Origin of the sequence: Xanthomonas sp. WHRI 1810A (genome assembly GCF_040202885.1) — a bacterium.
GTDB lineage: Bacteria > Pseudomonadota > Gammaproteobacteria > Pseudomonadales > Pseudomonadaceae > Aquipseudomonas.
Map to the genome: position 1 here is coordinate 167409 of NZ_JBEGED010000009.1, position 26334 is coordinate 193742.

At 60.6% G+C, this 26334-nt stretch carries 22 protein-coding genes; 21 read left to right on the forward strand and 1 reads right to left on the reverse strand.

The genetic code is table 11. The annotated features are described in order from the left end of the window. From fcl to ABQX22_RS15325, 3 genes are read left to right on the forward strand one after another with little or no spacing between them, the layout of a single operon-like run. Entirely contained in the window at positions 1-969 is a 969-nt protein-coding gene (gene fcl, locus ABQX22_RS15315; protein WP_349800694.1) for a GDP-L-fucose synthase, read from the forward strand. 27 nt (positions 970-996) lie between these two features. After that, the gene (locus tag ABQX22_RS15320; RefSeq protein WP_349800695.1) at positions 997-2271 is read left to right on the forward strand and encodes a hypothetical protein; all 1275 of its coding nucleotides are present in this window, start codon (positions 997-999) and stop codon (positions 2269-2271) included. Beyond that, positions 2234-2998: a glycosyltransferase gene (locus tag ABQX22_RS15325; RefSeq protein WP_349800696.1), complete on the forward strand. Its 765-nt coding sequence runs from the start codon at positions 2234-2236 to the stop codon at positions 2996-2998. Before ABQX22_RS15320 ends, ABQX22_RS15325 begins: the two co-directional genes overlap by 38 nt. Positions 2999-3020: 22 nt before the next feature. Here the strand turns inward: ABQX22_RS15325 and ABQX22_RS15330 are convergent, their stop codons facing one another. Then, entirely contained in the window at positions 3021-3899 is an 879-nt protein-coding gene (locus tag ABQX22_RS15330; protein ID WP_349800697.1) for a glycoside hydrolase family 5 protein, read from the reverse strand. A gap of 878 nt (positions 3900-4777) precedes the next feature. On the opposite strand from ABQX22_RS15330, the gene ABQX22_RS15335 reads away from it, so the two are divergent. The 18 genes from ABQX22_RS15335 (at position 4778) to ureC (ending at position 26204) form a co-directional block, all read left to right on the forward strand. Next, complete coding sequence (locus ABQX22_RS15335; RefSeq protein WP_349800698.1) at positions 4778-6256, forward strand: undecaprenyl-phosphate glucose phosphotransferase; 1479 nt, start codon at positions 4778-4780, stop codon at positions 6254-6256. 216 nt (positions 6257-6472) lie between these two features. Beyond that, positions 6473-7216 (forward strand): WecB/TagA/CpsF family glycosyltransferase, encoded by a 744-nt coding sequence (locus ABQX22_RS15340; protein ID WP_349800699.1) that lies wholly within the window; start codon positions 6473-6475, stop codon positions 7214-7216. Further along, positions 7213-9249 (forward strand): acyltransferase family protein, encoded by a 2037-nt coding sequence (locus ABQX22_RS15345; protein WP_349800700.1) that lies wholly within the window; start codon positions 7213-7215, stop codon positions 9247-9249. The genes ABQX22_RS15340 and ABQX22_RS15345 overlap by 4 nt, the downstream gene beginning before the upstream one ends. Before the next feature lie 169 nt (positions 9250-9418). Continuing rightward, positions 9419-9895 (forward strand): copper chaperone PCu(A)C, encoded by a 477-nt coding sequence (locus tag ABQX22_RS15350; RefSeq protein WP_349800701.1) that lies wholly within the window; start codon positions 9419-9421, stop codon positions 9893-9895. A 36-nt stretch (positions 9896-9931) separates the two neighbouring features. Beyond that, positions 9932-10378, forward strand: coding sequence for a DUF2946 domain-containing protein (locus ABQX22_RS15355; protein WP_349800702.1), 447 nt, complete (start codon positions 9932-9934; stop codon positions 10376-10378). Positions 10379-10464: 86 nt separating this feature from the next. Then, complete coding sequence (locus tag ABQX22_RS15360) at positions 10465-11838, forward strand: PepSY-associated TM helix domain-containing protein (protein WP_349800703.1); 1374 nt, start codon at positions 10465-10467, stop codon at positions 11836-11838. Positions 11839-12042: 204 nt separating this feature from the next. Then, complete coding sequence (locus ABQX22_RS15365) at positions 12043-15540, forward strand: dermonecrotic toxin domain-containing protein (RefSeq protein WP_349800704.1); 3498 nt, start codon at positions 12043-12045, stop codon at positions 15538-15540. Between the two features lie 247 nt (positions 15541-15787). Then, on the forward strand, positions 15788-17053 hold the full coding sequence (gene urtA, locus ABQX22_RS15370) for an urea ABC transporter substrate-binding protein (protein WP_349800705.1): 1266 nt from the start codon (positions 15788-15790) through the stop codon (positions 17051-17053). A gap of 158 nt (positions 17054-17211) precedes the next feature. Further along, positions 17212-18801, forward strand: a complete 1590-nt coding sequence (gene urtB, locus ABQX22_RS15375) for an urea ABC transporter permease subunit UrtB (RefSeq protein WP_349800706.1) — start codon at positions 17212-17214, stop codon at positions 18799-18801. Continuing rightward, positions 18801-19880: an urea ABC transporter permease subunit UrtC gene (gene urtC, locus ABQX22_RS15380; protein WP_349800707.1), complete on the forward strand. Its 1080-nt coding sequence runs from the start codon at positions 18801-18803 to the stop codon at positions 19878-19880. The genes urtB and urtC overlap by 1 nt, the downstream gene beginning before the upstream one ends. Continuing rightward, positions 19877-20743: an urea ABC transporter ATP-binding protein UrtD gene (gene urtD, locus ABQX22_RS15385; protein ID WP_349800708.1), complete on the forward strand. Its 867-nt coding sequence runs from the start codon at positions 19877-19879 to the stop codon at positions 20741-20743. Before urtC ends, urtD begins: the two co-directional genes overlap by 4 nt. 118 nt (positions 20744-20861) lie before the next feature. Next, a complete protein-coding gene (urtE, locus tag ABQX22_RS15390; protein WP_349800709.1) occupies positions 20862-21560 on the forward strand; it encodes an urea ABC transporter ATP-binding subunit UrtE in 699 nt (232 codons plus the stop codon). Positions 21561-21609: 49 nt separating this feature from the next. Beyond that, the gene (locus ABQX22_RS15395) at positions 21610-22455 is read left to right on the forward strand and encodes an urease accessory protein UreD (RefSeq protein ID WP_349800710.1); all 846 of its coding nucleotides are present in this window, start codon (positions 21610-21612) and stop codon (positions 22453-22455) included. A 147-nt stretch (positions 22456-22602) separates the two neighbouring features. Next, positions 22603-22905, forward strand: coding sequence for an urease subunit gamma (locus tag ABQX22_RS15400; RefSeq protein WP_349800711.1), 303 nt, complete (start codon positions 22603-22605; stop codon positions 22903-22905). Positions 22906-22927: 22 nt separating this feature from the next. Continuing rightward, the gene (locus ABQX22_RS15405) at positions 22928-23479 is read left to right on the forward strand and encodes a GNAT family N-acetyltransferase (RefSeq protein WP_349800712.1); all 552 of its coding nucleotides are present in this window, start codon (positions 22928-22930) and stop codon (positions 23477-23479) included. A gap of 29 nt (positions 23480-23508) precedes the next feature. Then, positions 23509-24045: a GNAT family N-acetyltransferase gene (locus ABQX22_RS15410; RefSeq protein ID WP_349800713.1), complete on the forward strand. Its 537-nt coding sequence runs from the start codon at positions 23509-23511 to the stop codon at positions 24043-24045. Continuing rightward, positions 24042-24347, forward strand: a complete 306-nt coding sequence (locus tag ABQX22_RS15415; protein WP_349800714.1) for an urease subunit beta — start codon at positions 24042-24044, stop codon at positions 24345-24347. Before ABQX22_RS15410 ends, ABQX22_RS15415 begins: the two co-directional genes overlap by 4 nt. 156 nt (positions 24348-24503) lie before the next feature. Then, positions 24504-26204 (forward strand): urease subunit alpha, encoded by a 1701-nt coding sequence (gene ureC / locus ABQX22_RS15420; RefSeq protein WP_349800715.1) that lies wholly within the window; start codon positions 24504-24506, stop codon positions 26202-26204. Positions 26205-26334: the final 130 nt, after the last annotated feature.

Here is a 26334-nt window from a genome sequence, read left to right on the forward strand (position 1 = left end):
ATGGCCAAGACCCAACGCATTTTTGTGGCTGGGCATCGCGGCATGGTGGGGTCGGCGCTCGTGCGTCGGCTTTCCGCCCAAAGCGATGTAGAGCTGGTTGTACGCACTCGCCAGGAACTGGATCTGGTGGATCAGGCCGCCGTGCGCGATTTTTTCGCCAGCGAGCGCATTGATCAGGTGTACCTGGCCTCGGCCAAGGTGGGCGGGATTCACGCCAACAACACCTTCCCGGCCGAGTTCATCTACGAAAACCTGATGATCGAAGCCAACATCATTCACAGCGCCCACGTGAATGACGTCAACAGCCTGTTGTTCCTCGGCTCCTCCTGCATTTACCCGCGAGAGGCGCCACAGCCGATGCGCGAGCAGGCGCTGCTGACCGGCGTGCTGGAACCGACCAACGAGCCGTACGCCCTGGCCAAGATTGCCGGTATCAAACTGTGCGAAAGCTACAACCGCCAGTACGGCCGCGACTATCGCAGTGTGATGCCGACCAACCTGTACGGGCCGGGCGACAACTATCACCCGGAAAACAGCCATGTGATCCCGGCGCTGCTGCGTCGCCTGCATGAAGCCACCGAGCAGAACCTGCCTGAAGTCGCGATCTGGGGCAGCGGCACGCCCAAGCGTGAATTCCTGCACGTCGACGACATGGCCGACGCCAGCATCCACGTGATGAACCTGGACGTCGCGACCTACCAGCGCTTCACTCAGCCCATGCTGTCGCACATCAACGTCGGTACTGGCGTGGATTGCAGCATTGCGGAGCTGGCCGAGACGCTGGCCAAAGTCACTGGCTACAAAGGCACGCTGACGTTCGACAGCAGCAAGCCTGACGGCCCGCCGCGCAAACTGATGGACGTGTCTCGCCTGCAAGAGCTGGGCTGGACCGCGCGGATCGAACTGGAACAAGGGCTAAGAGACGCCTACCGCTGGTTTATCGAAAACCAGAGTCAGGCGCGCGGCTGACGCAGTGGCCGAACAAGGTACCCTTACGTGATCAAGAAACTGTTAGCCAATCAGAATCTGGTGCTGTTGTTGATGCTGCTCAACTCGGGCTGCATCTTCCTGACCGATGACAAGATTGCCGGTATTCCACTCCTGCGCGAGGCCTGGCTTGCGGGAGTCATTCTGTCTGCAGTGATCTTGATGGTGGTGTGGAAACACATCCACCATTCAAAGGCGGCGGCATGGATCTTACTGTTCGGGATGGTGTTGCCCGTCTTTTCTGCGATTCTGGCCAAGCTCAATTGGGGGCAGCCCATCATCTACGGGCTGCTGGAGGAACGGCGTAACTTCGCTTACCTGATCTTCTTCCCGGCCTATTTCCTGATGGTCAAGACCAAGCCTACGCAGGAGCAGATCCAGCAGTTCATGCTGATTTCGGGTCTGGCCTGCGTGTTTGTCGGCTTTCTGTATTACTTCAAGATCATCCCGCAAAACAGCAATATCGCGTTTGCGGTGGACGAAAAGGACGGCGGCGTCAACCTGCTGCGTCCGGACCGTTACCGGATCGGCGCCGGTTACGTGAACCTGTGTGCACTGATGCTCATGTACAGCATCAAGCGCCACATGACTGCGTTCAAACTGGTGGCGCTGGCCATTTTCGCCCTGTACCTGTGGACCGTTCTGCAGACCCGGACAATCATGCTCATCTGGGCGCTGTCCGGCATGTGGATCTTCCGCAACCGTCCGGGGCTGGTGCTGCAGATTGCCGGTTTGGCGGTGCTGGCACTGGCTGCCGCGTATGTGATCGTGCCCGATGCGATCATCGGTCAGTACGACAAGTTCTTCGCCTTGATGGATGAGGCCACTGAAGGGCCTGGCGTACGCGATACCACGATTGCGATTTCCATCGCCGAAGTGGCCAAGAATCACTTTGTCGGACTGGGCGCGTTGTCGCTGCAGTGGCAGGGTGGCTTCTCGCGGATCTACAACGACTGGTTCTATCTGTCGGACGTGGGCATCGTCGGTGTGTATTACCGGTTCGGCTTTTTCGCGCCGTTCATTGCCTTTGCGTTCTACGCAGGCTTCATCCGCATCATGCGTAACTGCAGGAACAAAGGCGATTTGCTGGCCGCCTACCAGCTCGATTTCTGGTTCGCGCTGTTCAACATGGTCCTGTCCAACTCAATCATGTTCGGGGGCGAAAACCTTGGCCTCGCAGCCGCGATCTTCTTGTATGTATCCCGACTGTCCGCACCCGTCGAATCCAAAATAGAGCGTTCAACCTATGACCCGATTTCATATCGTCACTATAAATCGCAATAACCTGGCGGGTCTGATCAAGACTCACAACAGCGTTCAGGCACAGACGTATCGCGATTTCCGCTGGATTGTGGTGGACGGCAATTCCACGGACGGCGCCGTTGAATGGCTGGCGGGGCTGGACAACGACTACACCGAGTCCAACTCCGAACGCGATCGCAGCCTGTATGACGCGATGAACAAAGGTCTGGTCAAGGCGATTACCGAGCCTGGCTACACCCTGTTCCTCAACAGCGGTGACACGTTCCACGACGCCTCGGTCCTGGAAAAAGTGGCGAAGGCCATTGCGGCCAATCCGGGCAAAGCTGAATACGTGTACGGCGACTACTGCCTGTCCAACGCCCAGGGCGAGTTGCGCGAAGTGAAAGCCAAGCCGATCGCTCGCTTGAAGACGGGCATGGTCACCAGCCACCAGGCCATGTATTTCGAGAATGATCGCTTGAGCAAAGTCCGCTTTCGTGAGGATTACCCCCTCTCGGCCGACTACTGCATGATCATTGAGTTCGTGTCCGGCGTGACCAGCCCCACGGGTGTGTTGCAGCTCAAGGACATTCTGTGCGACTTCGACACCACCGGTGTTTCCCAGGTACGTCGTTTCGACGCACTCAAGGAAGACAGGGAGATCCGCAAGCGCTACATGAATATTTCAAGCGCCCAGGCCAGCTTGCTGTACGTGTTGCATTACGTGCACACGCACACCAAGTTGTTGCGCGGTCAGCTGGGTAAGTAACCGCGCGCCTGCCAGTAACAGATCAGGACTGAGGGGCCGTACACTTGTTGGGGGTCTTGATCCATTTGGACAGCACGGTCCACTGTGCCGGCATCACGCCATTCTTCGGCTCGACCGACAATGGGTATTCCGCCCACCATGGACCTGCTGCCCAATAGGCCAGCGGTATGCAGTTCTCGTGCAGGTAGCTGAGCAGGTTATCCATGCCGGCCAGCCACTTGGGATCATTGCCCGGCACGCCGAACTCGCCGAACTGGCCGCGTTTGTTGTTGCGGATCAGCCATTCGACGAAGGGCTTGGCGCGGTTGACCCCGGTCATGGTGTCCCAGTTCGATGAAGTCATCTTGGCGGCGTATTGCCCGCTGCTGCCTTCATCCAGGTAAAGGTGCGCGGAATACACCAGATTGTCGCTGGGATCTTCGAGTGTCAGCAGGTCGGCATTCAGATCAGGAAAAATCGCGGTGTTGGACCAGGCACGCCCTTCCACATAAATGGGGTGTTTGGTGTCGTAGATGCGAACCGCGTTGATACCGGCCTGAGCGGTGTTTTTCCAGCGGACGTCGGCCTCGCCGTAGGGCTCGTTCATCAAGTCATAGCCGTACATGCCAGGGTGATCACCCCAGCGCTTGGCCACTCGCTTCATCAGGTCCGCGTACACAGGGGTCGGCACATCCTTGCTGCCAATGATTTTGTTGTAGTAACGCCCGTAATTGTGGATGTCGATGATCACGCGCATCTTGCGCGCAGCGGCCTGGGTCAGAAACTTATCGATGCCCCTGGCATACGGCACATCGAAAATGCCTTTGGGAGTAGGTTGCAATCGCTCCCATATGATGGAAAACCGGATGACTTCAATACCGCCTGCTTGCCATTTGTCCAGATAGGTACTGTCCGGGAACACATAGTTAGTTCCTTCCTTGCCTGGCAATGTCTCAGGACTAAACCCTGCAGCAGCGACGTTCAAATGTATCAACGGTGCATCAGACTCGTCTGTTGACGGCTGAATACCGAAGGCACTGAACGATGCGGACAACGCGAGCGTCAAAATAACAACAGGTCTCAAAAGTTTCATCTACTGCCTCCAAAAAACCATATTGACGCCGTTCTCCACCCGGAGTGTTAGGGCAACATAACACTTCGTTTAACGGGAAACACAGGCGACCCAATTAAAAAACGAGATAAATCAGGCTAACTAAATGATTTTTATAGTAATTTTTTGTTGGCGCCAAGGTGCTGACGGGGAGATCTCGATAACTATTTGGCGCCTGTTTTTTCCGATTGTTAAGTAACTGGTCACTCCATTGAGCCAATAACTTCCAATGCGCTTTTTTTCAATTTGCCTATTTATTGTCGCTTGCCGCCAACGGGGAGCATGGATACTATGACGCCTTCGGCTCACGAATCAAACTGTTCAAACCTCGTCTTATTTCCGTCATCACGGCAAAAGATGAGGCGTGCCACGACGCTGTCATTGAGCAGCGCTAAAACAATTAGGAGCATTGGCTCCCGCTTTAATACTTTGCCTTGCCTTCTTAACAACGCCATCACACGTGCGGACTGTCTCCGTGCGTCAGCTGGCCTTTGGCAGTGTCCTCAGGAATTGACCGAAAATCCTGGGGCGGTAGCACGTCCGCTGCCCCTCGGCGTGGTACCCAATGTATCGGCAGGCTTGCGCAGAACTCGACATTTTTCAATTCAGTCATTGCGCAACCCAATTCACTCGGGCCAACCCAACGTTCGCCAGCTGCTGTCTTCCACCTCTCCTACAAGGTGCTTGCTATGAACACGATTCCCTCCGGTCCTCCAGAAGGTTGGTCAGCGCTTCAGCGACCTCCAACCGCACTGCAGAGTTATGCCAACTACATTCTGTATTTCACCGATGTCCTGGCGATGGCACTGACCTCGCTGGTGGTCTATTTCGGCGTGCAGTTCTACGTAGAGGACGGCCCGGCTTCCTATTTCCGTTACGGAATGGTGGTGGTCGTGGCGATGATCGCGTTCAGCATTTTCGGTTTTTCCAGCGGCCAGTATGAATGGCAGCGCTTCAAGCAACAGGTGCGTGCGCCCTTCGTGACCTTTGGCGGGCTGGTCTTCGCCTTCGGTGCGCTGCTGTTGCTGGGCTTCATCTTCAAGATCACCGAGCTGTTCTCCAGGCTGTGGATCATCGGCTGGTTCGCCGGTTTCTCCATGTACATCCTGATCAGCCGCCTGATGTTGGTGTGGTACTTCGCGCGCCCTTCCCAGGCCACGCGCGGCAGCATCTTCCGCCGTCGCGCGCTGATTCTTGGTGCCGGTGAGCTGGGCCAGCAAGTGGTGGAGCACATGCGCCGCTTCAACGATCAGAACATCGACGTGATCGGTTACCTGGATGACCGCGGCACACGCCTGCCGCCAAGCCAGAACGGGGTGATGTTGCTGGGCAAGACTGACCTCGCCGAAGAGATGGTGCGCAAGCACGGGATCGATCTGGTCATCGTCGCCATGCCATGGCAGGCCGATGAACGCATCCAGACCCTGGTCCGCCAGTTCTCGTCCTGGAGCGTCGATGTCTACCTGGCGCCGGAAAAACTGGGCTTCATGTATGCGAACCGGCCGGTGTTGACCATGGGCGGTGCGTACTTCCTGAGCCTGCAGGATCGCCCGATCAGCGAATGGAGTGCAGTGATCAAGCGGGCCAAGGATTTCACCTTGTCGCTGATTGCCATCATCCTGTTCTCGCCGATCCTGGCGCTGGTTGCCCTGGCAATCAAACTGGAATCCAAGGGCCCGATCCTCTTTGTTCAAGAGCGATTCGGCTTCAACAACGAAACCATTCGGGTGTTCAAATTCCGCTCGATGTACACCGACCGGGGCGATCTGCGTGGTGCGCAGCAAACGGTGCAGGACGATCCGCGAGTCACGCGTGTAGGGCGCTTTATTCGTAAAACCAGCATCGACGAACTGCCACAGCTCTTTAACGTGCTGCTGGGCAACATGTCCTTGGTCGGCCCTCGGCCACATGCCACCGGCATGCACTCCGAAGGTCATTTGCTGCACGACCTGTTGAGCGACTACGCCAGCCGTCACCGCGTCAAACCCGGTGTGACCGGTTGGGCGCAATGCAACGGATGGCGCGGAGAAACGGACACGCAAGAGAAGCTGGACAAGCGGATCGAGCATGACCTGTTCTACATCGAGAACTGGAGCATTTCCCTGGACATCGTGATCATCGTCAAGACCGCCTTGATGCTGATCCGACGAGACAAAAACGCCTACTGATATTTACCTTGGCCCGCGGGACGGAGGCACTGCCCTCCCCCGGGCCGATGTCGGCAGCTGTCTGGTTTCTGATGCAATCAGGCGTTTCGTTCGGTTTTTGAAGCAGTGACTTCGACAGCCAGGCCTGCAATCCAGGCTTGCAGTGGTGTCGGGGTACCCCATGCGGCTCGATTAACGAAACGGTGTTCCTTGAAGCAGGAGCAGTGGAGATCTTTTATGACGACGAAAACACCCGTAAGAAAAGCATCAGCGCTGATCGACCAACTCCATATCCTGGAGGATGAGCAGCTCGACCTGTTCCTCGACCAACTGATCAACAGCAAATCGCAGAACATTCTGGGGTTCCTCAATCAGCATGCCTACAACCTGGCGGCCGAAAACCCCAAGGTGCTGGAAAGCTTCTCTAACATCGATTACCTGTTAAGAGACGGCATCGGCATCAAGTTCGCGTGCCAGTGGAACAAGACCTCGCCTGGCGCGAACCTCAACGGCACTGATTTCATTCCGGCGCTCATCGCAAAGGCCCACGCCAGCGACGTGGACGTGGATTACTTCGTGTTCGGCACCGAATCCCCGTGGCTCGAAGAAGGCACCCACAAGCTGATGGGCGGCCGTGATTGCCACACGCTTCACGGCTTTCACCACCCAGACGAATACGTCGAGTACGCCCGCAACAATGCGCGTCCGGAAGCCTTGACCATAGTGGTTCTGGCCATGGGCATGCCAAAGCAGGAACACCTGGCGTGGCGTCTGCGGGAGAGTGCCGTGGGCTCGATCCTGGTGGTGTGCGGCGGCGCAATCATCGACTTTCAGGCCGAGCGCTTTGAACGTGCCCCTCCGGTGATGCGCAGATACAACCTGGAATGGTTGTTCCGTCTGGCCAGAGAACCACAACGCCTGTTTGCCCGCTACGTCCTCGGCATTCCAAAGTTTCTTTATTATCTGGTTGTTAATAAATGATCGACCCGCGCACGTTTCGACATGACATCAACGGGCTTCGGGCCTGGGCAGTAGCGGCCGTCGTTCTGTACCACTTCGGCGTGTCAGGCTTCTCCGGCGGGTTTGCCGGCGTCGACATTTTCTTCGTGATTTCCGGTTTCCTGATGACCGGCATCATCGTCCGGGGCCTTGATCCAGACGCCTCCAAGGGCAATCGTCGCCCATTCTCCATCATCGACTTTTACCTCTCCCGAGCGCGACGCATCCTGCCGGCGTTGCTGGTGTTGTGTGTCGCCGTGCTGGTGTTGGGGTGGTTCCTGTTTTCGCCCCTGGAATATAAAGCGCTGGGCTTGCACGCCCTGAGCGCGGTGACGTTCGTCTCGGACATCGTGTTCTGGAAAGAAGCCGGTTACTTCGACGGAAGCTCCCACGACAAGTTACTGCTGCACACCTGGTCGCTGTCGGTGGAATGGCAGTTTTATATCGTGCTGCCCGTGGTGCTCGGCGTGCTGTGGAAGCTCAAGCCCTCACGTCACTTTCTGGCATTGACGATGTTTGCCGGGATGCTCCTGTCCTTGGCCCTGTGCATCTGGATAACACCCTCAAAACCCGGCGCTGCGTTTTACCTGCTGCCCACGCGCGCCTGGGAAATGCTGGCCGGTGGACTGGTCATGCTGCTGGGTCAGCGCGCTGCTGATTCGAAAGTCATCAGCCGCTCGCTGGAACTCATCGGCTTTGCGCTGATTATTGCCACGCTGGCGCTCTACGACCCGCAAACCCTGTGGCCAAGCTGGCGCGCGGTCATGCCGGTGGTCGGCACGGTCATGATCCTGTTGGCTGCCCGCCAGCATTCGCTGTGGACCGCTACCCGGGTCGCGCAATGGCTGGGCGACTGTTCGTATTCGCTGTACCTGTGGCACTGGCCGCTGGTGGTGCTGCTGTCGTACCTGCAATGGCAGAACAACACTTTCGCCATCGCCGGCGGGATCGCGCTGACGCTGGTGCTGGGCTGGCTGTCGTATCGCTGGATTGAAACGCCAGCCCGTAATTCGCTGAACCGCCTGCCACGCTGGACAGGCGCAGCCGCCATTGCCAGCGCGGCACTGGTCATTGTGGTGGCCGGTGTCGTGTTGCGCGTGCAGGACGGCGTACCCAGTCGTCTTCAAGCGTCCGTCGATGCGGTGTTCGATGAAGCCGTGAACAAAAACTCGCGGATGAAGGAATGCACCGTCGAGGCCGCCCAGATGCTGCCTGGCGAGACCCCGATCCCGGCCTGTGAATACGGCGTCGGTTCTTCCGTGGGCGCGATCATCCTCGGTGACAGCCATGCGACCTCTGCCGTCAGTGCGCTGGAAGCGGCGATGCCGGACAAAAAGGTCCTGGCCTGGATTGTCCACGGCTGTCCGGTGGCGCGCGGCATCGAAAGTGCGGACCATTTGTACCGGTGCGGCCCCTTCATCGAGTGGGTGCTTAAACAGAGCGCATCGCTGCCGGCCAATGTCCCGATCTTCATCGTCAACCGCTACAGCCTGTACGCCAAGGGGCCGAACGAGGAGTCCTCGGCGCTGACGCTGGCCACTCATCAAACCCGCTTCGGCAGCATCGATTTCGGCGACGACGGTTTCGCCGAGAAAATGCGCGGCGCGGTGCTGGCCACGGCGTGTGAGCTGTCCAAGACACGCCCGGTCTACATGATCCGCCCGTGGCCGGAACTGATGACTGATGTGCCGAAGAACATGGGCCGCGGCATGATTCTGGGCAAGCCGCGCGATGTGTCGATCACGCTGGATCAATACCACGTGCGAGAAGCCGCTGCCCTGGAAACCCTGGGCCTGGCGGCGCAGCAATGTGGCGTGACGTTGCTCGATCCCGTGCCATATCTGTGCAAAGGCGATGAGTGCCGTGGCGACGTGGCGGGCCTGCCGATCTATTACGACGACAACCACTTGAGCGAGCGCGGTTCAGCGTTGCTGATCCCGATGTTCAAGGCCGCCATCGATCAGGCGGACAAGTCGCAGGTCATGAGCAGCGCGACCCCGCCTGAAGCGCCCTGACCGCAAAGGGCTGCGCGCTGAACTCGCGCCCTGACATCACGCATTACCCTATTAGCCCGGCCTGAACGCCGGGCTTTTTTTTCACCTTTTTTTACATTCCAGGCCGGGTTCAGGCTAAATGACGACCTGATAAATCCACTGCACACCGTGAGCAGGCCGGGAGCCACGCATGCTAAAACACGTTCTGCTGATGGCCGCCCTGCTGCTGCCCGCCTACAGCCTTCAAGCCGACGAGTACCGCGCAGGCTCATTGCAGATCGATCGTCCGTGGTCGCTGCAATTGCCGCCTAATGCGCCGACCGTCGCTGCGTATTTTTCGATTCACAACAACGGCAATGCGCCAGACCGTCTTATCGCTGTGGACAGCCCGATTGCCGGTGCCGCCCAGTTGCACGAGCACGTCCACAAAGACGGGTTGATGAAGATGCAACAGGTGCAGACGGTTGAGATTGCTGCCGGCGCTGATGTGAGCTTTGCGCCGATGGCGTATCACGTCATGCTGCTGGACATTAAAGACCGCGCCAGGCTGGTGGAGGGTCAGCAGTTTCCGTTGACGCTGCACTTCGAGCACGCCGGTGACGTCACCGTTGATGTCCAGGTGCTGAAACAGGCGCCCGACGCATCCACCCCGACTCACGCCCACTGAACCGCTCCAGGCGTAACCTGAACTGACTTGAACCGCATGACCGCGTCACGCAACAGAACCTCCAGCCCCCCGCGCAAGACGTCGGGCACCTGGCTGAGCCTGTTTGCCATGCTGATGATTTTCATCGGACCGCTGATTTCCCAGGCGATGCCGATGGAGCAGCACGCCGGTATGGCGATGCCGGCGACCATGGACATGTCATCCCACGACATGCCGGCCGCTCACGAGGGCATGCAGCACGGTGCGGCGGCCGATACCGCGCCGGTCGACGGTGCCTCCATGGATCACGTGCTGTGGGCCAAATGCGGCTATTGCACGCTGCTGTTCAGTTGCCCCGCCCTGCCCCAGGCGCTGACGATCGTCACGCCGTCGCCACCCAAACCCCATGACTTCTTCAACGCCACGCCGCAACAGGGCCATGCCCGGCGCAGCGTCTTCCCCAATGCGCGCAGTCGCGCCCCGCCGCCCTCGTCACTGGCCTGAAACCCAACCTAAAAGAATTCGCAACCGCTGGCCGCTTCCGGCTGCCAGCGCGCTGCGACGTGTTCATCCCTGACGGGAGCCTTTTCGTGTCTACACCTAACGTGTCTTTCTATAACCTGGCGTGGCGCTGGCATTTCTACGCCGGCCTGTTCGTTGCGCCGTTCATGATCCTGTTGTCGCTGACCGGCATCATTTATCTGTTCAAACCGCAGCTGGACGCGCTGATGTACAGCGACCTGCTGACGGTCACACCAGCCCATCACGCCCTAAGCGCTGACGAGCAACAGCGCCTGGTCTCGCTCGCCTACCCCAACGCCGCTGTCAGCAAGTACTTGCCGCCTCTGAACGCCGAAAGCAGTGCGCAGTTCGTGGTGAACCTGGAGGGGCGCGAGGTGAACCTGTTCATCAACCCCTACAGCGGCGCCGTGCTCGGCACCCAGGACGCCAAACAAAACCTGCAAGCCATTGCCCGCGAGCTGCACGGCGAATTGATGATCGGCACCGTTGGCGACCGGCTGGTCGAGCTGGCCGCCGGCTGGGGCATCGTGCTGGTGGTCTCGGGTCTGTATTTGTGGTGGCCGCGGGGACGATCACCGGCCGGTGTCCTGTGGCCGCGCATGACGGCACGCGGCCGTGTGTTGTGGCGCGATCTGCATGCGGTGACCGGCTTCTGGGGCGCGCTGTTGCTGCTGTTCATGCTGCTGAGCGGCATGACGTGGACCGGCCTGTGGGGCAAGCAATACGCCGACCTGTGGAACACCTTTCCGGCCGCCATGTGGAATGAGGTGCCCAAGTCGGACCAGCAGGCCGGCGCGCTGAACAACGCCAGCGTGCAAACCGTGCCGTGGGCCATGGAAAACACACCGATGCCGGTGTCCACCGGCGATCACGCCGAGCACATGAACCACGCCCACATGTCCAGCGCTCCCGCAGCGCCCGGCATCTCCCTGCAGCAAGTGGTGGAGATCGCCAAGGCGCGCAACATCGCGCCGGGCTACAGCATCACGCAACCAAAAACGGCTGACGGCGTGTTCACCGTCTCCGTGTTTGCCGACGATCCGCGCAACGACGCCACGCTGCACATCGACCAGTACACCGGCAACGTCCTGGCGGACGTGCGTTACGCCGACTACAGCACCGTGTCCAAAGCCACGGAGCTTGGCGTGATGCTGCACGAGGGCAAGTTCTTCGGCTGGATCAACCAGCTGTTGATCCTGCTGATCTGCCTGATGGTGTTGCTCAGTTCGGTCAGCGGCCTGGTGATCTGGTGGAAGCGCCGGCCCCGGAACGGGCTGGGTGTTCCCCCGCTGCGGCACGACCTGCCACGCTGGAAAACAGCGACCGTGGTCATGATTGCATTGGGTGTGGCGTTCCCGTTGGTGGGCATTTCGATGCTGATTGTGTGGGTGCTCGATAGGATAGTGCTTTCGCGCTTTGCCAAATCAGCCGCAACAGCTTAGATTGCGTCCTGCGGGGCCTGAGACCATTGAGTGGCTTTGTGATGAATTCCTCCTCATGTACGGTTTCAGGCCCCGCTCCTCTTCAGATTTGATGAACAAAAACCCCCTGCCTCTGCGCATTTCCTACAAGGCCCCGGCCATTGAGGGAAGTGCCTTCGTCCGCTGTTCCTGACAGACACCCGCCGCCCACTCTGACTCCATGAAATGACTCGCGACCCCTTCGCGACCCTTCCCTTCATGGAGACCGACGTAGACATGAGCAACACCGCCCAACACCCCACGACCTGCTCGCCCGACCTGGACCACGTGGCCTCGCGCCTGTTTCATGAGCTGGTGTCCGCCGATTATCCCGACGTGCAGATCGACACGGCGACTGCCCTTCTGGTCTGCCAGGACCGCATTGAGCGTGACACGGGTGTCAGCCGGGAATATGGCCTGATCAGCAGCCTGATAGATCACTTCACCGGCGCATTGGCCTGGCGCGATTACGAACAGATCAGTATCCACCCTGACCCAGCGACTGAGCCTGATGCCTTCACAAAGGCATTGCTGGACCACGCGCAGGTCGTGAATCTGTACGAGCAGTTCCGCAACCGGTTTGCCGTGGCCTGCAAGCGGGACATGCAGGACTACTGGGACACGGCGCCCCCCGGTGAAACAAGTCGCCGCAGCCAGTTCATCGCCGCCCGTGTCGCCGCGTTGACGCTTGAGGCGAACGCGCGCCTGGAACAGGGCGACATATCCAGTCAGGAATTCACCATGCTGGAAGCCATGTTGGGCTTCGGCGCTGATTACACGAACACTCGGGCCCAGCGGCACGGGGTGTACGGGCTTTCAGTACTCGTCGGTGAGAATTCGCCCGTAACCCTCAGCGATGCATTCGTGCTGATCAGCCAACGCACCACGGCGGTCCCAGACAGCCACGATGAAATGCTGGGCTCGGTGGTTTGCTATCTGCCGACAAGCGGGCTTGAAGCCTTCGGTTCGCTCAGGAAACTGACCGAGAGCCTGATCCAGCGCTTACGCGACCGCAGCCAGCGCCAACAGATGCTTGCCCGTTGCGATCTCAAAGCGCTGGATCAGGAAGCACTGGACGCAGGCACCGTGACGCAGCCCTCGGCCCTGCAATGCCGCTACATCATGATGGAGCGAGGGTTTCTCGGTGTGCAGTTCTCGCAGATGGTGGCACGCCAACAGGCTGAATTCGATCACTCTGCGTGGAGGGCCAAAGCGCTGGGGCTCGATGATGAGACGTTTGACGCGTTGCAGACTCGCTCGATCAAAGCCAGTGCGCCCGTCGACAATCATGCGGCGCTGCGACGCAATGACGCCCGGCAGGTCACTCGACATATGCCCGATTGGTGGCAGGGGATGGACACGACCCATCGCAACCACTGGCTCAGACACGCAAACACCTTCGCCCGCAACATCATCGACTTGAAGACGCTGAGCGATGAACACTTCAAAGGCGACGACTTCACCAGCGATGCATTCCTGAGGCGCCACATTCAGGAGACGATTGACCAGGCGCTGAAAGAGCAAGCCGTGCGCCACAAAGCCCGGGACATTCTGGTTCGGGCCAACAAGTCGTTGCCACTGACCGGTTTCCCGGCACTGCCAACGGTGATTCATATTCCCGCCGGTACGCGCGAGGTTTCGCTGCCGGAATATTGCTACCTAATGCTCACTGGCCCCGACATAAACTACGGGGTACGTACTCGGATGACAGACCGGGCCGGGGCTGACATCGTGGGGCTGGACGAAACATTCTTTAATCAACTGGTCGCCCGCCTGGAGGACAAAAAGGCGTGGGATAACTTTCTTGACCACCACCTGAAGACCTCTGAATACGCCGCGCAACTGAAACGGCTGCAGAGCGAAATCGTGCACGCACAGCTGCGCATGGGGCTGCTGGAAGTAAAGCAACAACGCTTCTCGGCCAAAGGCCTGCAATGGATCCAGGCGGTCCTGGATGGACCAGACCCCGCAACGCGCAAAACGGTGGACTCCAAACACATCGCCGTGCACTGCCTGGAGATCAATAAGCAGAAACTCCCCAACGTTTTCGTGCTGGCTCCGGAAGATGATTTCGCAAAAGGCCCCATGGTCCTCTGTACCCTCGCCGCGCCGGACAACATTGTGTTCCGCTGGTACGACAGCCTGTTCCAACTGGATTTCGGGTTCGTCGAAAACAAGCATTTCCAGCCTTACCTCGCCATGCAACTGGCTGCCTCCAGACGTGCGCAGGCGTGGGGCATGCTGGAGTACAACGCCTTGCTCAGGTATTGGCGCATGCCCAAGATCGTCGAGTACCTGCCAACGCCTTTGCCGATCGCCGACTTTATCTTTCATCCGGTGACGTATTGCGTGCAGGAGGCCAACCTGTTCGACGGCTGCTGGGAGATCAGGAGCGCACAGTTGATCGACGATATCAAAGCTCGCCTTGCAGCCGCGCGCGCGGCGAAGGATCGCAGCGATGCGTTTGACTTCGTCGCCAGTATTGCCCTGTGGTTCCTGCCGCCACCGATCACCATCCCCTTGGCGTTAGGCGCCAGTCTGTGCAAAGCCTGGGACGGTTTTCAAAAGATCGACGAGGGTGACCTGGCAGGCGCTGCCCGCGAATTGCAGAGCGCTCTAGGCTATCTGGCAGTCGCCGGTATCGGCGCGCTTGCGACCTCTGCCGAGGCAGGAGCGGCCGCTGTGGCGCCGGTAAGACGGGCGCACCTGGTGCGCCGGCTGGGTCGCGACGGTGAACAGCAAATCGGCTACCTGATGTCGCCGGCCACCGCCCCATATTGGCCGGAGCCCAGCGCAGTCGCGCAGTGGGATGCCGATCGCTTCAAGGCGGTGCAAGTCGATGGCGAGACAAGCGCCGGCTATGTCGAGCGCCGATTGAACATGTTTGGACGGTCCCGTCTGTATCGCCGCGCGCCTTCGGACGAAAACCTGCTGATCCATGAAGACGACTACGTGGTGCGCGGCAAAGACAATCTCTGGAAGGTCGTCAGCACATGCCTCGTGAAGCTCGGCCCTGCGTTCAAGCGCCGGGCCAGCGCCGAATTGACCCAACTGATACTGGGCTGGCCGACTTCAGTGGCACTGCTGACAGGCGCCGAACGCAGCATCATGCAATCCCAATACCTGGCGCTGGCCAAGGCCTCTAACGCCGAGCTGTTCGGCGAAGTGCTCAGTTACGTGGAGGGCGGGTCGGCTGAGGTCAACGCATGGCTGCGCGCCGGGGCCAGTAATTTGAAGACACGCCGGTTGCTCAACGAGTTCTTCCAGCTCAGGGACTGGAGCGGCGTAGCGTTCCGGGCGACCCACGTCAGCAATGTCTGCTGGCCGATGCTGCAACGCGACCTGGGAACGGTCTTTGTCGACAGAGGCCTGCAGTCGGCGTCGATGAGCCGGATGAACGCTCAGCAGTGGAGCCAGGAAACCTTCGTCTCCCAGCATGCATCAGCGACCAACAAACCTGTGTTCTTCGTCTTTGGGCCGTCGATTCAAAAAAAGAACCTGTTTTGCGAGTTCCTTGGTGATCATGTCTGCGTGCCCCCGGACACGCCGCTGCAATTGCAGGCGTTCAAGGTTCAAAATGACAAGCTGTTCGTTTACTTCGACGCCCCAAGCCATGCAGCCGGCGAGATATTCGACGTCTACACCGGCGAGCGCTATACGCGCGCTTCGCTCTATCAGGGCTAACCGATAGGTCAGGAATCCCGCCGCACACTCCACGGCGAATATTTCAGGCGCACTGTCTTGGCGCGCGCCCTGCACGCACCTGCGGGGAGCGGGCCAGCATGGTGCGCCCGGGGGCCGGCGTGCGGTGGATTCCTTCCAACGCGCAGCGTTTCCGGCGTTTGGCCCAGCCTTTGCTAAAGCCTAAGCAGAGCAAAGCCTGCACCGACACAGCCGTCATTTAAAAAAATCAAAAAATGGAGCTAGCCAAATGAAGCGTCGCAGTTTGATTAAAGCGTTCACCCTGTCCGCATCGATCGCCGCCATGGGCCTGACCTGGACCGTCCAGGCCGCTGAGACCATCAAGGTCGGCATTCTGCATTCTTTGTCCGGCACCATGGCTATCTCCGAGACGTCGCTCAAGGACATGGCGCTGATGACCATCGACGAAATCAACGCCAAGGGCGGCGTCAACGGCAAAATGCTGGAGCCTGTGGTCGTGGACCCTGCGTCGAACTGGCCGCTGTTCGCCGAGAAAGGCCGTCAGTTGCTGACCCAGGACAAAGTCGCCGTGGTGTTCGGTTGCTGGACCTCGGTGTCGCGTAAGTCGGTGTTGCCGGTCTTTGAAGAATTGAATGGCCTGCTGTTCTACCCGGTGCAGTACGAAGGTGAAGAGATGTCGCCGAACGTTTTCTACACCGGCGCGGCGCCCAACCAGCAGGCGATTCCTGCGGTCGAGTACCTGATGAGCGAAGACGGCGGCGCGGCCAAGCGCTTCTTCCTGCTGGGCACCGACTACGTGTACCCACGCACCACCAACAAGATTCTGCGCTCGTTCCTGCATTCCAAAGGCGTGAAGGACAGCGACATCGAAGAGGTCTACACCCCGTTCGGTCACGCCGACTATCAAACCATCGTGGCCAACATCAAGAAGTTCTCCGCCGGTGGCAAGACGGCTGTGATCTCCACCGTCAACGGCGACTCCAACGTGCCGTTTTATAAAGAGCTGGCGAACCAGGGCCTGAAGGCCACGGACGTGCCGGTTGTCGCGTTCTCGGTCGGTGAAGAAGAGCTGCGCGGCATCGACACCAAACCGCTGGTGGGCAACCTGGCCGCCTGGAACTACTTCCAGTCCGTCGAGAACCCGGTCAACACCAAGTTCGTCGCTGACTGGAAAGCCTACGCCAAGAAACACAACCTGCCGGGCGCCGACAAGGCCGTGACCAACGACCCGATGGAAGCCACGTACGTCGGCATCCACATGTGGGCGCAGGCTGCTGAAAAAGCCAAGTCGACCGACGTCGATAAAGTGCGTGACGCACTGGCCGGCCAGACCTTCGCCGCGCCGTCGGGCTTCACCCTGACCATGGACAAAACCAACCACCACCTGCACAAGCCGGTGATGATCGGTGAAATCCAGGACGACGGTCAGTTCAACGTCGTGTGGCAGACCAAGGAACCGATCCGCGCTCAACCGTGGAGCCCGTATATCCCTGGCAACGACAAAAAGCCTGATACGCCGGTGAAGAGTAACTAAGCCAGAAACTGATCGCTGCACGTTGATCGTTCCCACGCTCCGCGTGGGAATGCATCTCGTGACGCTCCGCGTCACCAACGGCGGACGCGGAGCGTCCAGCAAAGCGTTCCCACGCAAAGCGTGGGAACGATCAGCATCAGGTTTTTCAGGACACCCACATGCCCACATCTTTGTACCGCTTCATTGTTGCCATCGCCCTGCTGCTGCCGTTTGCGGCACACGCCAGCGATGCCGGTGACTTCGTGGCGGCCAGCTCCGCCAGACAGGCCGATCTGCTGGAAGGCTGGGCCGCCAAGCCCGAGCCGGCCCGTGTCGAGCTGATCATTGCCCTGCAAGAGGGCCGTATCGCAGGCGACAGCAGCAAACGAGCGTTCATCGAAACCGGTGGCACCTACGTCGCGGTGGACCCCGACGCACCTGCCGCTGCCGATGCCCCTGCCCCTGACGAACCGCGCAAACTGCGCCTGAACAACCGACTGCGCGGCCTGGTCGACACCGCCTTCGCCAGTCACCAATTGCTGGCCGCCGACGAAAAACTGCGTCTGGCCGCCGCCCAACAGCTGCAAAAGAGCGCACGCCCGGCGCAACTGCCGCTGCTGACCCAACAACTGGCCAGCGAGAAAAACGAGACCGTGCGTTCGGCGCTGACCCTGGCCCTGGCCAACCTGCAGCTGGTGGACACCAGCCCCACCGTGCGCCTGGCCGCCGTGCGCTTGCTGGGTGAAACCGGCGACCCGCTGGCCCGCACTCGCCTGGAAACCCTGCTCGAGCCGGCCGTAGAAACCGATGCCACCGTGCGCCTGGCCGCTGAAACCAGCCTGGCCCAGGTAAAACGCAAACTGATGGTCGGTGAAATCCTCGGGCAGGCCTTCAGCGGCATGTCGCTGGGTTCGATCCTGCTGCTGGCTGCGCTGGGCCTGGCCATCACCTTCGGTTTGCTGGGCGTGATCAACATGGCCCACGGCGAAATGCTGATGCTCGGCGCCTACTCGACCTACGTCGTCCAATTGATGTTTCAGCGCTACGCCCCCGGCGCCATCGAGTACTACCCGCTCATCGCGCTGCCGGTCGCCTTCTTCGTCACCGCCTGCATCGGCATGGCGCTGGAGCGCACGATCATTCGACATTTGTATGGCCGCCCGCTGGAAACCCTGCTGGCGACCTGGGGCATCAGCCTGATGTTGATCCAGTTGATCCGGGTGGTGTTCGGCGCACAAAACGTTGAAGTCGCCAACCCCGAATGGCTGTCCGGCGGCATTCAGGTCCTGCCCAATCTGGTCCTGCCCTACAACCGGATTTTTATCATTGCCTTCGCGCTGTTCGTGGTGGTGCTGACCTGGCTGCTGCTGAACAAGACCCGTCTGGGCCTGAACGTGCGAGCCGTGACCCAGAACCGCAACATGGCCGCCTGCTGCGGCGTGCCCACCGGACGCATCGACATGATGGCCTTCGGGCTGGGTTCCGGCATTGCCGGGCTCGGCGGCGTAGCCCTGAGCCAGATCGGCAACGTCGGACCCGACCTGGGCCAGAGCTACATCATCGACTCCTTCCTGGTGGTGGTGCTCGGCGGTGTCGGTCAGTTGGCCGGCAGCGTGATGGCGGCCTTCGGGCTGGGCATCGCCAACAAGATTCTCGAGCCACAGATCGGGGCGGTACTGGGCAAGATCCTGATCCTGGCGCTGATCATTCTGTTTATCCAGAAACGTCCGCAAGGGCTCTTTGCACTTAAAGGACGGGGGATCGACTGATGAATCAACCATTGCTGGTCACCGCCGCGCAACGCGTCGGCACCCGAATCACGGTCTCGGCCGGCGTCGTCATCCTGGCCGTGTTGATTGCGCTGCCGCTGTTGTCGCTGCTGCCGGAAAGCAACGGCCTGCAGGTCTCGGCGTACACGTTGACCCTGGTGGGCAAGATTCTCTGTTACGCCATCGTCGCGCTGGCGCTGGACCTGGTGTGGGGTTACGCCGGTTTGCTGTCCCTGGGCCACGGCCTGTTTTTCGCACTCGGCGGCTACGCCATGGGCATGTACCTGATGCGTGAGGCCGCAGGCGATGGCTTGCCCGCCTTCATGACCTTCCTGTCCTGGACTGAAATTCCGTGGTACTGGGCCGGCACGCAGCATTTCCTCTGGGCCATGTGCCTGGTGGTGTTGGCGCCGGGCTTGCTGGCGCTGGTGTTCGGGTTCTTCGCCTTCCGCTCGCGGATCAAAGGCGTTTATTTCTCGATCATGACCCAGGCCCTGACCTTCGCCGGGATGCTGCTGTTCTTCCGCAACGAGACCGGGTTCGGCGGCAACAACGGCTTCACCAACTTCCGCAGTATTCTGGGCTTCAGCATCACCTCGCAGGGCACTCGCGCGGTGCTGTTTCTGCTGACGGTGGTATTGCTGGTGGGCAGCCTGTACGTGGGCTGGCGTCTGGCGCAAAGCAAGTTCGGCCGGGTGCTGACCGCATTGCGCGACGCCGAGAACCGCCTGATGTTCTGCGGCTACGACCCGCGCGGCTTCAAGCTGTTTGTCTGGGTCTTGAGTGCGGTGCTGTGCGGACTGGCCGGGGCGCTTTATGTGCCGCAGGTCGGCATCATCAACCCCAGCGAGATGTCCCCGACCAACTCCATCGAAGCTGCCGTGTGGGTGGCCCTCGGCGGGCGCGGCACGTTGATCGGCCCGCTGCTGGGCGCAGGCGTGGTCAATGGCATGAAGAGCTGGTTCACCGTGGCGTTTCCGGAATACTGGCTGTTCTTTCTGGGCGCGCTGTTCATCGTGGTCACGTTGTACCTGCCCAAGGGCGTGATCGGCCTGCTGAAGAAAAGGGGCGAACAATGAAAGTCACGCCTACACCAGCCTTTGATCCGACGCTGGAGCCCGGTCTGGACCCCAACAGCGACGCCGGCACCAGCCGCGACGCCATCGGCCTGGGCCAGGTGGCGGGCACGGGGCTCAATACCCGGCACGGTACGATCCTGACGCTGGAAGACATCAGCGTCAGTTTCGATGGCTTCAAGGCGCTGAACAATTTGAACCTGTACATCAGCGTCGGCGAGCTGCGCTGCATCATCGGCCCCAATGGCGCGGGCAAGACGACGCTGATGGATGTGATCACCGGCAAGACTCGCCCCAGCCACGGCAAGGCCTGGTTCGGCGAGACGCTGGACCTGACACAGATGAGCGAAGTGCAGATCGCCCAGGCGGGCATCGGTCGCAAGTTCCAGAAGCCCACGGTGTTCGAGGCGCTGAGCGTGTTCGAGAACCTTGAGCTGGCGCAGAAAACCGACAAATCGGTGTGGGCCAGCCTGCGGGCCAGACTCAACGGCGAGCAGCGCGACCGCATCGACGACGTGCTGGAGACCATTCGCCTGACCGGCTCGATGCAGCGCCCGGCCGGGCTGTTGTCCCACGGGCAGAAGCAGTTTCTGGAGATCGGCATGTTGCTGGTACAGGACCCGCAGTTGCTGCTGCTGGACGAGCCGGTAGCGGGCATGACCGACGCCGAAACCGAATTCACCGCCGAGCTGTTCAAGGGCCTGGCGGGCAAGCATTCGCTGATGGTGGTCGAGCACGACATGGGCTTCGTCGGCTCCATCGCCGACCACGTCACCGTGCTGCATCAGGGCAGCGTGCTGGCCGAAGGGTCGCTGGAAGATGTGCAGATGGATGAAAGAGTGATTGAGGTGTATTTGGGGCGCTGAAACAGCCCCTGTAAGAGCCAACTTGTTGGCGAACCGAACAACGCGGTGCACCTGACACACCGCTTCGCGAATAAATTCGCTCCTACAGGTTGACCACTTATTTGCCTGGGATCTGAACATGCTCCAAGTCGAAAAGCTTCACCAGTTCTACGGCGGCAGCCACATTCTGCGGGGCCTGTCTTTTGATGTGAAGGTCGGCGAAGTCACGTGCCTGCTGGGCCGTAACGGCGTGGGCAAAACCACGTTGCTCAAAGTGCTCATGGGGCTGCTGCCTTCCAAAGAAGGCGCGGTGCAGTGGGAAGGCAAGGCGATCACCACGTTCAAGACCCATCAGCGTGTTCACGCCGGCATCGCTTACGTGCCCCAGGGCCGGGAGATTTTCGGGCGTCTGACGGTGGAAGAAAACCTGCTCATGGGCCTGTCGCGATTTCCCGGTTCCGAAGCCAGGGAGGTCCCGGCTTTCATCTACGAGCTGTTCCCGGTGCTGCTGCAAATGAAGCAACGCCGTGGCGGCGACTTGTCCGGTGGCCAGCAGCAACAATTGGCCATCGGCCGCGCGCTGGCCAGCCGCCCTCGCCTGCTGATTCTCGACGAACCCACCGAGGGCATTCAGCCGTCGGTGATCAAGGAAATCGGCGCGGTCATCAAGAAGCTGGCCGCGCGGGGTGACATGGCGATTCTGCTGGTCGAGCAGTTCTACGACTTCGCCGCCGAACTGGCCGATCAGTACATCGTGATGTCCCGTGGCGAGATCGTGCAGCAGGGCCGTGGCGAGAACATGGAAGCCGAGGGTGTCCGGGGTCTGGTGACCATTTGAGACGCGAATCCGGTAAGGTGCCCAGCTTGAAAACCGATAAAAGAGCGCTATGAATCTTCCTGCCCACACCGCCCTGTTCACCCCCAGCTGGCACGCCGAGCTGGCGCTGGGCTATGGGCGTTTCGGCGACAGCACGCGCCCGACCGAACGCCGTCACAAAGGCCCGCTGCGGGTACAGAAACACCTGTACCCCGAAGGCCCGCAAGTCTGCCAGCACATCATCGTTCACCCGCCCGGTGGCATTGCCGGCGGCGACCGTCTGGACATCGACGTCCACGTCGGTCCGGATGCCTGGGCGCAATTGACCAGCCCCGGCGCGGCCAAGTGGTACCGCGCCGCAGGCCCAGCGTTTCAGCAACTGACGATGAAGGTCGCGCCGGGCGCTACGCTGGAATGGCTGCCTCAGGAAACGATCGTGTTCAGCGACGCCAGGGCCGAGCTCAGCACCGCCATCGAGTTGCAGGGCGACGCGCGTCTGCTTTATTGGGACGTGGTCGCGCTGGGTCGTCCGGCCAGTGGCGAACGGTTTGAGCGCGGGCATTTTCAGTCGCATCTGGATATTCGCCGCGACGGGGAATTGCTCTGGCACGAGCGGCAGCGCATTGTCGGCAGCGACGGTTTGCTGGATTCGCCCATTGGCCTGGACGGCAAACCGGTATTTGCCACGCTGATCATCACCGGCGAAATCGACGCGCAACTGATGGAAACCTGCCGCACCCTGGCTGAGCATTCGCCGGTGCGCGGGGACGTCACTCAATTGCCGGGCCTGGTGGTGGCGCGCTGCCTGGCCGTAGAAGCGCTGCATGCGCGAGCCTGGCTGATCGCTTTATGGAAGCTGCTGCGCCCGGCGCTGTTGGGCCGAGAAGCGGTGGCGCCGAGGATTTGGAGTACCTAGCGCTGTTGATCTTTGTAGGAGCGCGCTTGCCCGCGATATCGGTGTGTCAGTCGCCCCGATGTCGCAGACATACCGATATCGCGGGCAAGCGCGCTCCTACAGGATCTGCATCGAACCGATAATTTGATTGATTCAACGGACCCGAACATGGACCTGACCCCACGCGAAAAAGACAAGATGCTGATCTTCACCGCAGGCCTGGTGGCCGAGCGGCGCCTGGCTCGCGGCTTGAAACTCAATTACCCGGAAGCCATGGCGTTTATCTCCGCCGCGCTGCTGGAAGGCGCGCGCGATGGCCGCACGGTCGCCGAGCTGATGCATTTCGGCACCACGCTGCTGACCCGTGAGCAGGTGATGGACGGCATCCCGGAAATGATCCCTGAAATCCAGGTCGAGGCCACGTTCCCCGACGGCACCAAGCTTGTGACCGTGCATCAGCCGATTGCCTGACACCTGAGAAGACCGACCGAACATGACTGACTCGATTCGTGACGCACTGCCGGCCGACATGCCTGCAGTGCTCGCCATCTACAACGACGCGGTGCTCAACACCACCGCGATCTGGAACGAACAGCCCGTGGACCTCGCCAACCGAGAGGCGTGGTTTGACGCCCGGGCGGCGCAGGGCTACCCGATTCTGGTGGCCGTCGATGCCGCTGACGAGGTGGTGGGTTATGCCTCGTTCGGCGACTGGCGCCCGTTCGAAGGCTTCCGCCACACCGTGGAACATTCGGTGTACGTGCGTGCCGACCAGCGCGGCAACGGCCTGGGTCCGCGCCTGATGACGGCGCTGATGGAGCGGGCGCTGGCCTGCGACAAACACATCATGGTCGCCGCCATCGAGAGCGGAAACGCGGCGTCCATTCATCTGCACCAGAAGCTGGGCTTCAGCATCACCGGGCAAATGCCGCAGGTGGGCACCAAGTTCGGTCGCTGGCTGGACCTGACTTTCATGCAGCTCGACCTGTCGCCGGGCGCGAGTGCCCCGCCGTCACAGGCCCCCGCTGCATCACACACGGCTTGAGTTTCACTTTCTGAAAGGACGCCCCAACCATGAACACCGCCCAGATTCGCCGCGTCACCAATGAAAGCTTCGCGCACTACCGCGAGGGCCTTGCCCGGTTGCTGCTGGACGCGGTTCATCACGGCGCTTCGGTGGGCTTCATGGCGGATGTGGACATGGATCAGGCGCTGGCCTGGAGTGACGGCGTCAAGGGCGAAATCGAACAGGGCCAACTGATGCTGTGGGTTGTGGTGGAGGACGAGCAAGTGCTCGCCACCGTGCAGTTGGCGCTGTGTCAGAAGGCCAATGGCTTGAACCGCGCCGAGGTGCAGAAGTTGCTGGTCCTGCAGGACGCACGTCGTCGCGGCCTGGCGTCGCAGCTGATGCAAACGGTGGAACTGGCGGCCAGTCAGCTCAAGCGCGGCCTGTTGTACCTGGACACGCTGGACGGCTCGGACGCCGAGCATTTCTATCGCGCCCTGGGGTATCAGCTCTGCGGAACACTGCCGGACTACGCCTGCAACCCCGACGGTGAGTACCGAGCCACCGCCATCTACTTCAAATTATTGTCGAGGAAGACCGCATGATCCCTGGCCAGTACCAGATCCAGCCCGGCGACATCGAACTCAACGCCGGCCGCCGCACCGTCACGCTCAACGTCGCCAACAGCGGCGACCGGCCGATTCAGGTGGGCTCGCACTATCACTTTTTCGAAACCAACGACGCCCTGACCTTCGACCGCGCCGCCAGCGGAGGCATGCGCCTGAACATCCCGGCCGGCACCGCCGTGCGCTTCGAGCCGGGGCAGTCGCGGGACGTGGAACTGGTGGACCTGGCGGGTAATCGTCGGGTGTTTGGGTTTGCCGGGCGGGTGATGGGTGATCTTTGAGCGCGAGACCTACTTGAGTTCCTTGTAGGAGCGCGCCGCCCGCGATATCGGTGTGCCAGACGCTATCGATGGCGCAGTCAAACCGCAATCGCGGGCAAGCGCGCTCCTACAGGTCCGCCGTTGCCCACGACATTATTTTCAGTTCAAGGAATCCCCATGAAGATCTCCAGACAAGCCTACGCCGACATGTTCGGCCCCACCGTCGGCGACCGTGTGCGTCTGGCGGACACCGAGCTGTGGATCGAGGTCGAGAAGGACTTCACCACCTACGGTGAAGAAGTGAAGTTCGGTGGCGGCAAGGTCATTCGTGACGGCATGGGCCAGGGCCAGGGCGTCGCCGCCGAAGTGGTCGACACGTTGATCACCAACGCGTTGATCGTCGATCACTGGGGCATCGTCAAAGCCGACGTCGGCATCAAGAACGGCCGCATCGCCGCCATCGGCAAGGCGGGCAACCCGGACATCCAGCCCGACGTGACCATCGCCATCGGCGCGGCCACCGAAATCATCGCCGGCGAAGGCATGATCCTCACCGCCGGCGGCGTCGACACCCACATTCACTTCATCTGCCCGCAGCAGATCGAAGAAGCGCTGATGAGTGGCGTGACCACCATGATCGGCGGCGGCACCGGCCCGGCCACCGGCACCAATGCCACCACCGTCACGCCCGGTCCGTGGCACATGGCGCGCATGCTTCAGGCGGCCGAAGCGTTCCCGATGAACATCGGCTTTACCGGCAAGGGCAACGTCAGCCTGCCGGAGCCGCTGATCGAGCAGGTCAAGGCCGGCGCCATCGGTTTAAAGCTCCACGAAGACTGGGGCACGACCCCGGCCGCCATCGACAACTGCCTGAACGTCGCCGACCAATACGACGTGCAGGTGGCGATTCACACCGACACGCTCAACGAGTCCGGCTTCGTCGAAACCACGCTGGCCGCGTTCAAGAACCGCACGATCCACACCTACCACACGGAAGGTGCCGGTGGCGGTCACGCGCCGGACATCATCAAGGCCTGCGGCTTCCCCAACGTGCTGCCCAGCTCGACCAACCCGACGCGGCCGTTCACCCGCAACACCATCGACGAGCACCTGGACATGTTGATGGTCTGCCATCACCTGGACCCGAGCATCGCCGAAGACGTGGCCTTCGCTGAGAGCCGCATCCGCCGCGAGACCATCGCCGCCGAAGACATCCTGCATGACCTGGGGGCGTTCTCCATGCTCAGCTCCGACAGCCAGGCCATGGGCCGCGTGGGCGAGGTGATCATCCGCACCTGGCAGACCGCCGACAAAATGAAGAAGCAACGCGGCCCGCTGCCGGAAGACGGCGAAGGCAACGATAACTTCCGCGCCAAGCGCTACATCGCCAAATACACCATCAACCCGGCAATCACCCACGGCATCAGCCACGAAGTGGGCTCCATCGAAGTCGGCAAATGGGCGGACCTGGTGCTCTGGCGCCCGGCGTTCTTTGGCGTGAAACCGACGCTTATCCTCAAGGGTGGCTCCATCGCCGCCAGCCTGATGGGTGACGCCAACGCCTCGATCCCGACTCCGCAACCGGTCCACTACCGCCCGATGTTTGCCAGCTACGGCAGCTCGTTGCACGCCAGCAGCCTGACCTTCATCAGCCAGGCGGCGATGGACGCCGGCGTGCCGGAACAACTGGGGCTGAAAAAGCAGATCGCCGTGGTCAAAGGCTGCCGCAACGTGACCAAGGCCGACTTGATCCACAACGACTACCTGCCCCACATCGATGTCGATCCCCAGACTTACCAGGTCAAGGCCGACGGCGTGCTGCTGTGGTGCGAGCCGGCGGAAGAGCTGCCGATGGCGCAGCGGTATTTCCTGTTCTGAAGACAACGCCTTGTAGGAGCGCGCTTGCCCGCGATGTGCGGTGTGTCTGTCAATGTTTCATCGGCTGACATACCGTAATCGCGGGCAAGCGCGCTCCTACAATTGACACTGCATAGAAATGTACTCCCCT